The following is a 13,884-nucleotide window of genomic DNA, read 5'->3' as shown; positions in this document are numbered from 1 at the left end:
GACGCACGCAGATCGGAGGGGACGATGGATGCACCGACGCCCGGACTGGAACCGGCATTCGACGTGGACGCGACATTGGGTCCGCTGCAGGATCACGGCATGACCCGTGCCGGGCACCGCCGGGTCATCCCGATCGCCGGCGGTACCGTGCGCGGACTCTTCGACGCCGAGATACTTCCTGGCGGCGCCGACTGGCAGGTCGTGCGGCCCGACGGATCCGTCGACATCGACACCCGCTACACCGCCCGGACTCCGCAGGGCGAGTTCGTGCATCTGCGCACGTCGGGGGTGCGCAGCGGCGACCCGGCCGTCCTGGAGGCGCTCCTGCGAGGGGATGCCGTCGACCCGAGTCGCTACTACTTCCGGGTGGCGGTGTACCTGGAGACCTCGGCGCCGCGCCTGCTCCACCTGCAGAGCGCGATCTTCGTCGCCTCGGCGATCCGCGCAGCCGACGCGGTCCGGTACCGCGCCTACCGCGTCACGTAGCGCCTGCGGGCGGAGAGCGCCAGGTCAGCGCACGCTCCGTCATCCCGAGCTGCGCACTCCGAATCGACTCTGATGCCCCTCCGCGGGAGTGCGGAGACGGGAATCCACCCGGGCCATCCCGCCGGTCACCTCACCCGTCGAGGCGGCACCCAGCAACGCGAGGGTCCGGCGCAGCCCGGACTCGAGGATCCTCAGCGCCTGGTCGACGCCCGCTTCGCCGCCGGCGGCCAGTCCGTACAGATACGCCCGGCCGATCAGGGCGGCATCCGCGCCGAGGGCGAGCGCTGCGGCGACGTGCGCGCCGGAACGGATGCCGCCGTCCACCGCGACGAACATGTCCGGTCCGACGGCCGCACGGATCGCCGGCAGCGCTTCAGCCGGTGCGATCGCGCCTTCCAGCTGACGCCCGCCGTGGTTGGAGACCACCAGTCCGTCCATCCCGTGCTCGCGCAGCGCCACGGCGTCGGCGGGGGACAGCACCCCCTTCACCACGATGGGGCCCTCCCACAGGCTCCGCAGCCATTCCAGGTCGCGGAAGGTCACGGCCGGATCCAGCAGTGCGTTGGTCTGGGCGACGAAATCCCCGCGCGGTCCACCGCCGGTCGCGAAGCCGATCGGCTCCGAGGTGAGGACCCGCCAGACCCAGCGCGGGTGGCGCGCGAACCCGATCGCGGTGCGCAGGGGCACGCTCGGCGGGAACTGCAATCCGGCGCGGACGTCCCGCAGCCGCTCTCCCGCGACCGGCACATCCACGGTGAGCATGAGCACCCGGAAGCCCGCCCGGCGGGCCCGCTCGATGATCGTCCGTGCGGCGCCCCGGTCGCGCCAGAGGTACAGCTGGAACCAGCGGTCCAGCGCGGGCGCCGCCTGCGCGAAGGCCTCGGGCGAGGTCGAGGCCATGGTGGACAGCGCCGCCGGGATGCCATGGGCCGCGGCGACCCGCGCGACCGCCGCCTCGCCTTCCGGGTGGAACACGCGGGTCAGACCGATGGGTCCGAGGATGACGGGTGCGGCGGCGGGACGTCCGAGCATGTCCGTCGTGGTGTCCACGACGCTGACGTCGCGGAGGACGCGCGAGACCAGTCGCACCCGGTCGAAGGCGTCGCGGTTGCGAACGGAGGCGACCTCGTTGCCGGCGGCGCCGTCCAGATAGTCGAAGACCGGTCCGGGCAGCCGCCGGCGCGCCCGCTCGCGCAGGTCGGCGATGTCCGCCGCGGATCGGACGGACCGGCGCGGGGGACCCTCGCCCAGCCGCACCATCCGCGCCACCTCGCGGATCGACGGCACCGCACGGCGGGGGCTCATCGCCGCCCTCCCGCCGCCATGCGCAGCGCATCGGTGAAGGACTCCAGCACGGGCACGGGCAGCTTCGCATGCCGGGCTCGTTCCAGCACGGCGCCGGGGATGGACTCGATCTCGGCGGGGCGGCCCGCGATGACGTCCTGCAGCATGGAGGCACGGTGGTCTGCGTGCGCGACGAGTGCATGATCGATCGCCGCGTGGATCCTCGCACCGTCGGCGGAGACGCCCTGCGCGTGGGCCACGGCGAGCACCTCGTCCACGAGGCGGGTGATCACTCGGCGGCCGGGCGGGTTGTCCATCCCGGCGTTGCTCAGGCCGGTCAGGGCGGCCGGTACGTTCAGGGCGGTGTTGAACGCCAGCTTCTCCCAGATCGCCGCGTCGATGTCGGCGGGGAGCCGGACATCGAAGCCGGCGGATGCCAGGACCTCGGCGACCTCCCCGGCCCACGCCTCCCCGCCGGCGGCGAACGCGCCCACGTCGAGATGGCCCTTCCCGAGCGAGCGGACACCTGTCGTGCCCTCGGCATCCGCAGGCAGGGAAGCCACCCCCTTGATGATCCGATCGGCGGGAAAGGCCTCGGCGATGATCTCCGGGTTGCCCAGCCCGTTCTGCAGAGTGAGCACGCCGGCGCCCGCGCCTGCCATGCCGGCGATCGACGCCACGGCGGAGCGGGTGTGCATGCCCTTGGTGAAGATGACGTACAGCTGCGCGGTGCCGCTCAGCTCGTGGGCAGGCGAGACCCGCACGGCGACCTCGCGCACTCCGGCGTCGTCTTCGAGGCGGACGCCTCGGTCGCCCAGATCGCGCAGCAGTCCGGCATCCACATCGACGAGCGTCACGTCGATCCCCGCCTCGGCCAGCCGCGCGGCGAACAGGCGGCCCATCGCCCCGGCGCCCAGGATCGCGACGGACCTCACGCCGTCACCTGCGATGGGCTGTGCGCGCCGCCGGCGTCACTGTGCGACATCGGGCGTGCCGTAGATGTGGAACTCCGGCGGGATGGGCGCGCCCCACCCCGGCTTCGTGGCCCACTCCTCGGCCGTCCACACGTAGGGCTCACGGTCGGGGGCGAAGACGAGATACCCCCCGTTGGCGACCTCGATGCGGTTGCCCCCGGGCTCGCGCGTATAGAGGTAGAAACCCTGGATGGCGGTGTGCCGGGACGGGCCGGCCTCGATGTAGATGCGGGCGTCGGCGAAGATCTCCGCGGCGCGCAGCACCTCCTCGCGGGTGTCGACCAGGTAGGCGAAGTGATGGAGCCTCCCGGAGCCGCTGGTGCGCTCCTGCGTGTAGATCAGCTCGTGACCCTGGATCGTGGCGCTCATCCAGGCGCCCGCCTCCGCCCCGTCGGGCAGTTCGATGATCTCGAAGGTTCGCAGACCGAAGCCCCGCTCCCAGAACTCGCGGTTGGCGCGGACGTCCCGGGCCAGCAGATTGAGATGGTCGACATGCCGCACGTTCGCGCCGCGGCCGACGTACGCCTGGAAGTTCACCGGGATCACGGGACGTTTGCCCTCGGGCGCGTCGTAGCCTTCGGTGTTGAAGTACAGCCGGAATGCGTGGCCGTCCGGATCGCGGAACTCGTACTCGCGTCCTGCGTTCAGATCCTGGTCGACCCAGGCGCCCGGGTGGCCGTTCGCCTCGAGCCAGGCGACGCGGCGGTCCAGCGCCGCCGCGCTCGCCGTCCGCCACGAGGCGTATTCCAGGCCGGCGTGCTCGGCGGGTGTGATCTTCAGACTCCACCGTTCATAGTCGCCGAACGAGCGCAGGTAGTGCGACCCGTTGTGGTGGGCCACCTCGTCCATGCCCAGCAGATCGACGAAGTAGGCCAGCGTCTCGTCGGGTTTCGGTGTCAGCAGCGCATGGTGGCCGAGATGGGCGAGTTCGTGACGGGATGAATCGGACACGCGGGCTCCTTCAGGACGGGCTCGAAGCCGGCGCGCCGGGCGCCAGCGCGGGGTCGCGGAACACCGGGGTGATGATGCGCTCCGCAATCCGCCACCCCTGCGCAGTCCGGCGGTAGAGGTCGGCGAAATCCGCGACCATGAACAGGGCGACCCCGGGACCGGGCGGGTCGTCGTTGCTGGCGAAGGTGTGCCAGCTGGAGCGGCCGCGCACCTGGTCGTCCGCCACGGATTCCAGCAGGAGGTTGCCCAGTCCGTGGCGCGTCGTGCGGGTGGCCGTCCTGGCGCGGAACGAGGCGATGGTGGACTCCACGTCGTGGAATTCCCTGCCGACGCTGACGTAGTGCACGTCCGGGGTCAGGATGCTGCGCAGCGCCTCGAAATCGTGCAGATCCAGCGCCCACGCGAAGCGCGCGTTCAGATCCCCGATCGCGCCCCTCGCCTCCGCGCTGAGCGCCGTCATCGCTTGAGGACCGGGTTGGACAGGGTGCCGATCCCCTCGATCGACACCTCGATGAGTCCGCCCAGACGCGCCAGATCCACGTTCTGCACCGCGCCGCCGCGGGCGGACCGCTTCAGCGCCGTCCCCATCGCGATCACGTCGCCGACCTCCAGCGTCAGGTACTGCGAGGCGAAGGAGATCACCTCGGACACGCTGAACCGCAGATTCGCCGTGTTGTCGTCGGTGACGAGCGTGCCCTCGTGCGAGCAGGTGATCCGGAGCGCGTGCGGATCCGGGATCTCATCGCGCGTCGTGACCCACGGTCCGAGCGGACCGAAGGTATCGGACCCCTTGTAGCGGGCGGGATAACTCACCCAGCTGTCCACATAACGGATGCCGTCGGGGCTGTCCGGGTCGGGATGGATCGCCCGGTAGTGGAAGGTGTCCGCGTCCCGCATGGTCGGCGAGGTCAGGTCGTTGATGATCGTGTAGCCGAAGACGTGCGTCAGGGCGTCCCCCGCTGCGATGTCCGTCCCGCCTCGCCCGATGATCACCGCCAGCTCGGGTTCGGGATGCACCCGCCCGTAGGCGTCCTTGATCACGATGGGGCGGTTGTGCCCCACCAGCGAGGACGACGGCTTGACGAACATCGCCGGGGTGGACGGGCCGCGCATGATCCGGTCCGGGTTGGCGCTGTTGTTGAGGGCGACGCACAGCACCTTTCCCGGTCGCCGCACCGGGGGCAGCCACGTCAGGGATGCCGCCGACCGGCGCTCACCGGATTCCAACGCCGCCGCCGCGCCGGCCCGCCACTCCGATTCCGGTGCCCCCAGCATCGTGTCCAGGTCTGGATACGGCATCGCCACCGCCTCGTCCGGCGCGGATTGCACGACGACTGCTGATCCCTCGCCGTCCTCGATCGTCCCGAATCTCATCGCGCGGTCAGACGGTGATGACCTTGGTGCCGGCCACGGCCTTCAGCCCGTGCACGCCGAACTCCAGACCGTACCCGGAGCCCTTGGTGCCGCCGAAGGGCACCAGGGGGTTGATCGTGCCGTGCTGGTTGATCCAGACGGTGCCGCTCTCGATGCGCTCCGCGATGGCCCGGGCCTGCTCCGGATCGCCCCACACGGACGCGCCCAGGGCCTGGTCGGATGCGTTCGCCAGCGCGATCACCGCGTCGAGGTCGGTGTAGCGCACGATCGGCAGAACCGGTCCGAACTGCTCCTCCGCGACCAGCCGCGCCCCGTCGTCGATGTCCGCCACGACCGTCGCCCGGTAGAAGTGCGCGCCGAGCTCGGGTGCGGCCTCCCCGCCGGTGACGATGCGCGCCCCGCGATCGCGCGCGTCGGCGACGAGTTCGGAGACGATGTCGAACTGCTGGCGGGTGGACAGCGGTCCCAACGCGCTGCCCTCGTCCATGCCGTGGCCCAGCGGTGTCGCCTCGGCCAGGCGCGCCAGCTCGGTGACGACCTCCTCGTAGAGCGAGTCGTGCACGTAGAGCCGCTTGAGAGCGGCACAGGTCTGACCGGAGTTGATGAACGCCCCCCAGAACAGCTTCTCGCCGAGCGCTTTGACATCGGCTCCGGGCAGCACGATGCCGGCATCGTTGCCGCCGAGCTCCAGAGTCAGACGGGCGAGGTTCTGGGAGGAGCTCTTGACGATCTCCCGCCCGGTCTTGGTCGACCCGGTGAACATGATCTTGTCGATCCCGGGGTGGGCGGCGATGGCCGCGCCCACTTCGCGGTCGCCCGGGGCGACGATCAGCACGCCAGGGGGGAGATGACGGTTCATCAGCTCCGCCACCGCCATCACGCTGAGCGGGGTGTACTCGCTCGGCTTGGCGACGACGGTGTTGCCCATCCGCAGCGAGGGAGCGATCTGCCAGATCGCGATCAGGGCCGGCCAGTTCCAGGGGCTGATGGCACCGACGACGCCCAGCGGCACATAGTGCAGCTCCGATCTGGTGCCCTCGGCCTCGAAGAGGACCTCGGGTTCCAGAGACAGGTCGGCGGCGCCCCGGATCCAGGCGGAGCAGCCGGCCGCTTCGAAGCGGGCGCCGAGTCCGTTGAGAGGTTTGCCCTGCTCTTTCGCGATGATCTGGGCCAGTTCCTCGGCATGCGCGTCGATCTCATCGGCCGCCGCGTGCAGGAGCTCGCTGCGCCGGGCGTGCCCGAGTGCGGCCCACGCGGGCTGGGCCGCTCGCGCCGTCGCGACCGCGTCGTCCAGGTCGGCCGGCGTCGTTGCCGGGACGTAGCCGATCGGCTCACCGGTCGCCGCATCCGGGACGGCTCGCCCGTCCTCGGGTGCCACCGAGATGGCCTCCAGAAGATCCGATGTCTGCGTGGTCATGGTCGTCCTTTCGTGCGTGGCGGTCGGCGGGCGGGTCGTGCCGTGCCGATCGTGCGGGTGATGGGACCGGGTTCCGGCCGGCGCCGCGTCAGCGGCTCAGCTCTCCGCCCTCGTGCTGGCAGGACTGCGTGCGGCACGCGTCGCATCGGCCTCGCCGTCCAGCGCGTCCCCGATGCCGCGCGCCTCGAACACCTCGCGGAGGACGCGCACGCCGAGCACCCCGGCCGGGATGCCGCAGTACAACAGCCCCTGCAGGACGATCTCGCGGAGCTCGATCGGCGAGACGCCGTTCTCCAGGGCGCCTTCGGCGTGCACGCGCAGTTCGTGCTCTCTCCCGTTGGCCAGCAGCATCGCGAAGGTGACCTCGCTGCGGGCTGCCAGCGAGAGGCCGGGCCGCTGCCAGACGTCCCCGAACGTCGTCCGGGTCACGAAGTCCTCGAGCTTGTCGTTGAGATCCGTGGTGGTGTCCACGCGCGCCTCGGCACCCTGGGTGCCGAACATCGCGCGGCGCTGCTGCATGCCGATGTCGTACAGTTCGTCGCGGATGACCACAGTGTCGCCTCCTGGGTAGTTCAGGTCGTCGCGTCCACAGCAACGGAACCGTCGGTTCAGTCGAGTCTCGTGGGCGCCCGGCGGACCCTCTGGTCGCACGGCGCACGCGACTGCCGCATCCGCGCAGGATCGGCTCAGTCTCCGAACCGGGACGTGCGCAGGTCGCGAGGCGTGATGCCGTAGGTGGCGCGGAACACCTTGCTGAAATGGCTGGCGTCGGGGAAGCCCCACCGCTGCGCGATCTCGAGGATGGACAGCGACGCCTGGGCGGGGTCGCTCAGCGCCAGACGGCAGTTCTCGAGCCGTCGGGCGCGGATGTACCCCGAGACGGTGAGGTTCTCCGCGCGGAAGAGGTACTGCAGCTGGCGGACGGACATGAAGTGGCTCTTGGCCACCTCCACCGCGTTCAGGTCGGGCTGGTGCAGGTGCGCGTCGATGTACAGCTTCAGGCGGCGCATCTCGACCTGCCGGGTCTGACCCCAGTGGTCTTGGTCCTCCGAGAGCTGCGCGTACACCAGCGCCGTGAGCAGGTCCAGCGAACTGTGCAGGATGCGCATCCCGGCCACCCCGTCCAGGGTGTCGAGATTCGCCGACAGATGCCGCATGAACGGCGAGATCATCGCGCCCACCCCCGAGTCGCCGGACAGGCGCACTGCGGTGATGCGGCGGATCAGGCTGTCCGGCACGTCGAAGGAGTCCTGCGGGAAGGCCATCACGAGGCAGTGCACGTCCTCGCTGAACTCCAGCGTGTAGGGCCGGCTGGTGTCGTAGATCGCGAGATCGCCGGGCCGCAGCACGCTCTGGCGTCCGTCCTGTGCGACCAGACCCGATCCCTTCACCTGAAGCGTGATCTTGTAGTGATTCGGGTCGTCCGGGGAGATCAGAGCGGGGGTGCGCAGCACGCGATGCGCGCTGGCGGAGATCTCGCTCAGGCAGGTGCCGTCCACGACACGCCATCGGATGCTGCCGGTGAAGTTCGGGCCGCCGATCACGTGCAGCGGCACGAAACGGCTCCCTGCCACCTCTCGCCACTCGCCGATCGATTGGGCGGTCGCCGTCTCGACGCCGGTCTGAAAGGTCGTGGAAGCGTGGATCAAGGTGTCCTCCCGCACGGGTGAAGGCTCCCTTGACGTCCCCGGGCAGGCTCGCCGATGAGCCTTCGCGTTGGAGCATAAGCCGCGCCACCCGATCACGCCAGCCCTGAGCGAAGAACGCTCGCGGCCGATTCGCGCGAGCGAGCACCGTTCCAGTAGACAAGCGACATGGACTCCGATGAGCCACCCCGGTCGCGGTCGCTGGACGTGCGGACGTGGTCGCGCAGGCGGCGGTTCGGGCTGCTCGCTCTGCTGGGCGTGCTCGTGGCCGGTGGGCCGCTCGGCACCGATATGTACACGCCGGGGCTGCCGCAGGTCATCGACGACCTCGGCACGCAGACCGCGCTCGTCCAGCTCACGCTGATGGCGTACAACGTGGGGCTCGGAGGCGGGCAGTTCGCCTGGGGCCCGATCAGCGACCGGATCGGCCGGCGCGTACCGGTGATCCTCGGCGCCGCCGGCTTTGCCTTCACCGCGCTGCTGTGCTCCTTGGCGCCGAACATCGGCGTCCTCCTGGTCGGCCGCGTCCTGATGGGCTTCGCCGGGGCTGCCGGCATCGTCGTGGGCCGGGCGATCGCCCGCGACCTCTACAGCGGCGCCGAGCTGACCCGGGTGTTCGGGCTCCTCGCCGTCGTCTTCGGGATCGCGCCCGTGCTCGGACCTCTCGTCGGCGGGCTGGTGCTCAGCGTCGGGGACTGGCGCTCGACGTTCCTGCTCCTCATGACGATCGGCATCCTGCTCGCCATCGCGAGTGCGGTCGGAATCCCCGAGACGCTGCGCCCCGAGCTGCGGGTGCGGGGCGCGTCGGAGGAACGACGAGAGGCGTGGCTTGCCCCGCTGCGCAACCGGCAGTTCGTCACCAGCGTCCTGATCCTGGTCGGCGCGGCGACCTCGATGATCCTGTATCTCAGCGCGGTGCCCATCGTGCTCCAGCGCGAGCGCGGACTCGATGTGCTCGGCTTCTCGGTGCTGTACGCGATCAACGCTCTCGCTGTCATCATCGGCGCCCAAGTGGGGCCATGGCTGACCCGCTACCTCGGCGGCATCCGGGTTCTCGTCCTGGCCCTGGTGGTCAACCTCTGCGCGGCCGTGGGGGTGGCGCTCAGTTCGGCCATGGACAGTCCGCTCTGGCTGCTGGATGCCTGCATGTGGCTGACGGTCTTCGCCGGCGGGATCTGCATGCCGCTGGCCATCGCGCTGGCCCTGCAGCCGTTCGCGAAGGGCGCCGGCACTGCCGCCGCCATCGCCGGCGGCGCCCAGCTCGCGCTCGGCTCGGTCGTTCCGGCCATCGTGGTCAGCGTCGTGGCCACCTCAGGGGTGGTGCTCGGCATCGCTCAGGCCGCGGTGACGGTCGTGACCCTCGGCCTGGTCGCGCTCGCGGCGATCTCCGCTCCCCGAGGAGGGGGCGGGCCCGATCTCGGGGACGCCGAGCCGGACTTCACTGAGCCGGTGTAGCCGGGCCGGCAGCGAGGAATTCGCGGAGCGTCTCCAGGCGGGCGGTCCGCGGCGCACCGGGCGGCCGTGCAAGACCGACGACGGTCGGCGGGAGCGCGTCGCCCAGCTCCACGATCCTCACCCGGTGTCCGTCATAGGTCATCTCCGAAGCGGGGCGCTGGAACAGCACGGCGTAGCCCAGACCGCGTCCCACCAGGCAGCGCGCCAGCTCGAAGCTCGTCGTGGTGTGCGCGGGCCGAGGGGTCAGCGACAGCGCGGCGAAGATCTGCTCGGTGTTGTGTCGCGTGGGGTGCACGTCCAGGACGATGAGCGGATCGGCGGCCAGCTCGGCCAGCCGGATCGATGTGCGGCCGGCGAGCGGATGATCGGCGGCGATGACCACGTGCGGCCGGTACTCGTCGATGGGGTCGAAGCCCAGCTGCGGGGAGACGTCGACGCTGTACAGGAGCGCCACATCGACACGTCCCTGCAGGAGCCGTTCGTGCAGTTCGACCGCGGACGCCTCGACGAACGAGAGGTCCAGTCCGGGATGGTCGTGGCCGAACGCCTGCATCACTCCGGGCAGGTAGAACGGCGAGAGCGTCGAGAAGCATCCGATCGTGAACGAGCCGGTCAGGCTTCGACCCGCCTGCCAGGCGTCGGCTGCCAGGGCCTCGGCACCCACCAGGACGTGGCGGGCCCGGGAGAGCACCCGCGATCCGGCCGGTGTCACGAGCACCCCTCTGCCCTTGCGACGGACCAGAAGCTGCACGCCCAGTCGGCGTTCCAGATCGTCCAGCGCCAGCGCGATCGCCGACGCGCTGACTTGGCACCGCGTTGCGGCGGCAGCCAGGGAGCCCTCACTGGCGGCCGCGTCCAGGTACTCCAGTTGTCTGAGCGTGAACGGCACTGATCGCAAACGAGTTCTCCTTGGGTGTCAGGTCTCAAACTCATGTTTTACAAGGGAGAGCCGCCCGTCAAGACTTTGTTTCACCGGCGCCGCGGCGCCGAGACTTTTCATGGAGGAATCGTCATGCCCGAGAATCTCGAAGAAGCCATCGCCGAAGCCGGCGGCCCCGTCCCGCTCCTGTGGGAGTCAGAAGCCCCGCCCGCGGTCGTCCCGAGGGTCGTCCAGGAGTTCCGCAACTGGCGGGATGAGCAGCTGGCGTGGCGGCGCACCGCGGTGCTGTTCGACCAGTCGCACCACATGGCGGATCTGAACATCAAGGGTCCGGACGCGCTGAAGCTGATCCGCGACACCGCGGTCAACAGCGTGGAGAACTTCCCCGTCGACATGGCGAAGCAGTATGTCGCGGTCAGCCCGTCCGGGCACGTCATCGGCGATAACATCCTGTTCCATCTCGAGGAGGACGAGTACCAGGCCGTCGGCATCCCGCCCTCGATCAACTGGCTGCACTATCACGCGGTCACCGGCGGCTACGACGTCGAGATCTGGCGCGACGACAACTCGCTCTACCGTTCGGGCGACCCGGTGCTCTACCGCTACCAGGTGCAGGGACCGGGCGCGCTGGAGATCATCCGCGAGGCGACCGGGCAGGAGCCGCCCAAGCTGCGCTTCTTCCGGATGACGCGCTTCACGATCGGCGGCAAGGAAGTCAGGGCGCTGCGCCACGGCATGGCGGGGGAGCCCGGCTACGAGCTGTGGGGACCGTGGGCGGATTCCGAGGCGGTGCACACCGCCCTCCTCGAAGCGGGGGCCAAGCACGACATGGTGCAGGTCGGCGGGCGCGCCTATCACACCAATGCCCTGGAATCCGGCTGGCTGCCGAGGCCCCTCCCCGCGATCTACAGCGATGAGCGTCTGGCCGATTACCGTCGGTGGCTCAGCGGCACGGCGTACGAGACCACGGCGCCGCTGGGTGGCAGCTTCCACTCCGAGGACATCGAGGACTACTACTTCACCCCCTACGACCTGGACTACGGCCGGATCGTCGCGTTCGACCACGACTTCATCGGGCGCGAAGCGCTCGAGCGGATGGCGTCGGACGGAACGGCGGACAAGCGCCGCAAAGTGACACTGGTGTGGAACGGAGACGACAGCGCTGCCGCCTACGGATCCATGTTCCATCCCGGCCCGGGTGCGAAGTTCATCAACCTGCCGATGTCGCTGTACGACACGTTCCACGCCGACCGGGTCGAGACGGCCGACGGGCGGATGGTGGGCATCTCCACCTGGACGGGCTACTCGGCCAACGAGCGCGCCATCCTCTCGCTGGCGGTGGTGGATGCCGACGTCGCCGAGCCCGGCACCGAGCTGGTCGTGGTGTGGGGCGAGGACCGGCCCACCCGCAAGGTGCAGGTCGAAGAGCACGTGCAGGTGAGGATCCGCGTTACCGTCCAGCCCGCCCCGCTGACGGAGTTCGCGCGCACCGCCTACCGCTCGGACACCGTCTCGGCCTGACCCGATCCGGCTCGTGCACCGGCGCCGCCATCGGGCGTGCGCCGGTGCACTCGGGCGTGCACGGTGGCGGCGCTCGGCGATCGTCTCTCGCCGGCCATGGCGCACGACGCGATCAGGAGTTCACGCGGATGATCTCCTGCTGGTACGGAGCGATCACCGATCCGGAGATGCGCAGGTCCAGCAGCAGGAAAGGACGATCGGATGCCGGTACCCGTGCCCAGTCGGCCAGCCCCTCCAGGTCCGCCAGTGTGCGCACCACGATGCCTCGCGCGCCGAAGCCCCGGGCGACCTCGGCGAAATCGACCTGGGGGATGAGCATCGGCTCCTTCGCCAGCCCCTTCAGCCCGTACAGGTTCACTTCGGCGCCGTAGGCGGCGTCGTTCCAGACCACGGCCAGGCCCCTGCCCGCGGCGACGCGCACCGCAGACTCCAGGTCGGCGAGTGCCATCAGCCCGCCACCGTCCCCGGTGCTCAGCACGATCGTCGCGGCGGGCTGAGCCCGGGCCGCGCCGGGCACGCTGGCGAATCCCATGCCGATGGATTGGAACGCCGTGCCGACCATCATCATGCGGTCCGGCGCTGCGACCGGCCAGTACATGTTCGCCCACCCGATGAAATGACCGCCGTCGGAGACGACGACGCGGTCGCGCAGCGCCGCGGTGCTCTCCAGGATCCGGCCGATCCGTCCCGCGGCCGAGCGGGGATCCAGCGCACCGTCCGGCGCGGTGTCCTCGCCCGGTTCGTAGACCCGCAGCGCCGGGATGTCCACGCTCTCGCGCCACCCGCTGGGGGCGGCGCCCATGTCCGCGAGTTCTGCGGCGACGGCGCGGGCGACGACGGCGGCATCGCCGCGGAGATAGCCGCCCACGCGCTGGTGGGTCGCGGCCGGCGCGAGGTCGACCTGGAAGATGCGCGTCCGCGTTCCGAACAGCGAGCCGAACCGCATCGTGAACTGGTTCAGTGAGGCGCCGAAAACGACGGCGACGTCGGCGTCGGTGATGAGGTCCATCGCCGCCTCCGCGCCGAAGCCGCCGGCGACGCCGAGGTCGAACTGGGAGCTCGGGAAGATCCCCCGACCCAGCGCGGTGGAGGCGGTGACGGCTCCGGTGGCGTCCGCCAGTTCCCCCAGCGCCGGCCCGGCACCGGCGATCCAGGCCCCGCGGCCGGCGAGCAGGAACGGCCGCTGCGCTCCGGCCAACGCTGCCGCGACGTCGCGGATCGTCTGCTCGGCGAAGGGACCCGTCGGCGTCACCGGCGGGGGGAGTCTCGGCTCCGGGGCTGCCGGCACCGGTCCCGCATCGAGGGTGGCGACGTCGTAGGGGATCGCCAGCACGGTCGGCACCCGGTAAGTGAAGGCGTGCTCGATCGCGATGACGGTCGTGGCGGCGGCATCGGTTCGTCCCACCGTGTACGTGCGCGCCCCGACGGCGGAGGCCAGCGCGATCTGGTCGACGTCCCAGGGCCGGGGGCCGGAGGTCGGTTCGTCACCGACGACCAGCACGAGGGGCACGTGCGCCTGCACCGCTTCGGCCAGCGCGGTGAGGGTGTTCGTGAAGCCGGCGCCGTACGTCGCGGTCGCCGCAGCCAGCCCGCCGCCGGCGCGGTGATAGGCGTCGGCGGAGGTGACCGCGCCGGCCTCGTGCCGCACCGCCGTGTAGCCGACATCGGTGGAGCGCTGCAGCGCGTCCAGGAAATAGGCGTTGCCGTTGCCCATGACGCCGAAGACGTGGTCGATATGGCGGGCGAGGGTGGCGGCGACGTGCGCGGAGACGGTGGGCATGCGAGAGCTCCAGAGACAGGGACGGACGATGAGTTCCGTATGTGTCTCGCGGGCGGCAAGCGGTTGCCGCGGCTACGTGCCCCTTTTTCGAGCACCGGCGGGTGGGAAGGCGCCGC

13 protein-coding genes are annotated in these 13,884 nt (G+C 70.5%); 3 read left to right on the top strand and 10 right to left on the bottom strand.

From position 1 onward, the window contains the following. Positions 1–24 precede the first annotated feature (24 nt). On the top strand, positions 25–486 hold the full coding sequence (locus tag QNO12_RS12965) for a DUF3237 domain-containing protein (protein ID WP_257503110.1): 462 nt from the start codon (positions 25–27) through the stop codon (positions 484–486). Between the two features lie 39 nt (positions 487–525). Here QNO12_RS12965 and QNO12_RS12960 read toward each other — a convergent pair whose 3' ends face one another. The 8 genes from QNO12_RS12960 to QNO12_RS12925 all read right to left on the bottom strand — a co-directional run bounded on the left by QNO12_RS12960 (position 526) and on the right by QNO12_RS12925 (position 8,150). Beyond that, complete coding sequence (locus QNO12_RS12960) at positions 526–1,791, bottom strand: alpha-hydroxy acid oxidase (protein WP_257503109.1); 1,266 nt, start codon at positions 1,789–1,791, stop codon at positions 526–528. Further along, on the bottom strand, positions 1,788–2,705 hold the full coding sequence (locus tag QNO12_RS12955; RefSeq protein ID WP_257503108.1) for a ketopantoate reductase family protein: 918 nt from the start codon (positions 2,703–2,705) through the stop codon (positions 1,788–1,790). Before QNO12_RS12955 ends, QNO12_RS12960 begins: the two co-directional genes overlap by 4 nt. Positions 2,706–2,741: 36 nt before the next feature. Further along, positions 2,742–3,695: a VOC family protein gene (locus tag QNO12_RS12950; protein ID WP_257503107.1), complete on the bottom strand. Its 954-nt coding sequence runs from the start codon at positions 3,693–3,695 to the stop codon at positions 2,742–2,744. Positions 3,696–3,705: 10 nt separating this feature from the next. Beyond that, complete coding sequence (locus QNO12_RS12945) at positions 3,706–4,155, bottom strand: nuclear transport factor 2 family protein (protein ID WP_257503106.1); 450 nt, start codon at positions 4,153–4,155, stop codon at positions 3,706–3,708. Then, the gene (locus tag QNO12_RS12940) at positions 4,152–5,069 is read right to left on the bottom strand and encodes a fumarylacetoacetate hydrolase family protein (RefSeq protein ID WP_257503105.1); all 918 of its coding nucleotides are present in this window, start codon (positions 5,067–5,069) and stop codon (positions 4,152–4,154) included. The genes QNO12_RS12945 and QNO12_RS12940 overlap by 4 nt, the downstream gene beginning before the upstream one ends. A 7-nt stretch (positions 5,070–5,076) precedes the next feature. Further along, positions 5,077–6,486, bottom strand: coding sequence for an aldehyde dehydrogenase family protein (locus QNO12_RS12935; RefSeq protein ID WP_257503104.1), 1,410 nt, complete (start codon positions 6,484–6,486; stop codon positions 5,077–5,079). A gap of 96 nt (positions 6,487–6,582) precedes the next feature. Beyond that, complete coding sequence (locus QNO12_RS12930; RefSeq protein WP_257503103.1) at positions 6,583–7,038, bottom strand: carboxymuconolactone decarboxylase family protein; 456 nt, start codon at positions 7,036–7,038, stop codon at positions 6,583–6,585. Positions 7,039–7,172: 134 nt separating this feature from the next. Beyond that, positions 7,173–8,150 carry an AraC-like ligand-binding domain-containing protein gene (locus QNO12_RS12925; protein ID WP_257503102.1) on the bottom strand — a complete coding sequence of 326 codons (978 nt, stop codon included), beginning with the start codon at positions 8,148–8,150 and terminating at the stop codon, positions 7,173–7,175. Between the two features lie 150 nt (positions 8,151–8,300). Between QNO12_RS12925 and QNO12_RS12920 the strand changes: the two genes are divergently transcribed. After that, on the top strand, positions 8,301–9,587 hold the full coding sequence (locus QNO12_RS12920; RefSeq protein WP_257503101.1) for a multidrug effflux MFS transporter: 1,287 nt from the start codon (positions 8,301–8,303) through the stop codon (positions 9,585–9,587). Here the strand turns inward: QNO12_RS12920 and QNO12_RS12915 are convergent. Then, entirely contained in the window at positions 9,571–10,476 is a 906-nt protein-coding gene (locus tag QNO12_RS12915) for a LysR family transcriptional regulator (RefSeq protein WP_257503245.1), read from the bottom strand. The genes QNO12_RS12920 and QNO12_RS12915 overlap by 17 nt on opposite strands. Before the next feature lie 123 nt (positions 10,477–10,599). Between QNO12_RS12915 and QNO12_RS12910 the strand changes: the two genes are divergently transcribed. After that, positions 10,600–11,988: an aminomethyl transferase family protein gene (locus QNO12_RS12910; protein ID WP_502883266.1), complete on the top strand. Its 1,389-nt coding sequence runs from the start codon at positions 10,600–10,602 to the stop codon at positions 11,986–11,988. A 112-nt stretch (positions 11,989–12,100) separates the two neighbouring features. Here QNO12_RS12910 and QNO12_RS12905 read toward each other — a convergent pair whose 3' ends face one another. Beyond that, positions 12,101–13,768, bottom strand: a complete 1,668-nt coding sequence (locus tag QNO12_RS12905) for a thiamine pyrophosphate-binding protein (RefSeq protein ID WP_257503099.1) — start codon at positions 13,766–13,768, stop codon at positions 12,101–12,103. Between the last annotated feature and the right edge of the window lie 116 nt (positions 13,769–13,884).

Origin of the sequence: Microbacterium sp. zg-B185, from assembly GCF_030246885.1 — a bacterium.
Lineage (GTDB): Bacteria > Actinomycetota > Actinomycetes > Actinomycetales > Microbacteriaceae > Microbacterium.
Note: the sequence above shows the minus strand (reverse complement) of the source record. Positions and strands in the feature narration are given on the sequence as shown.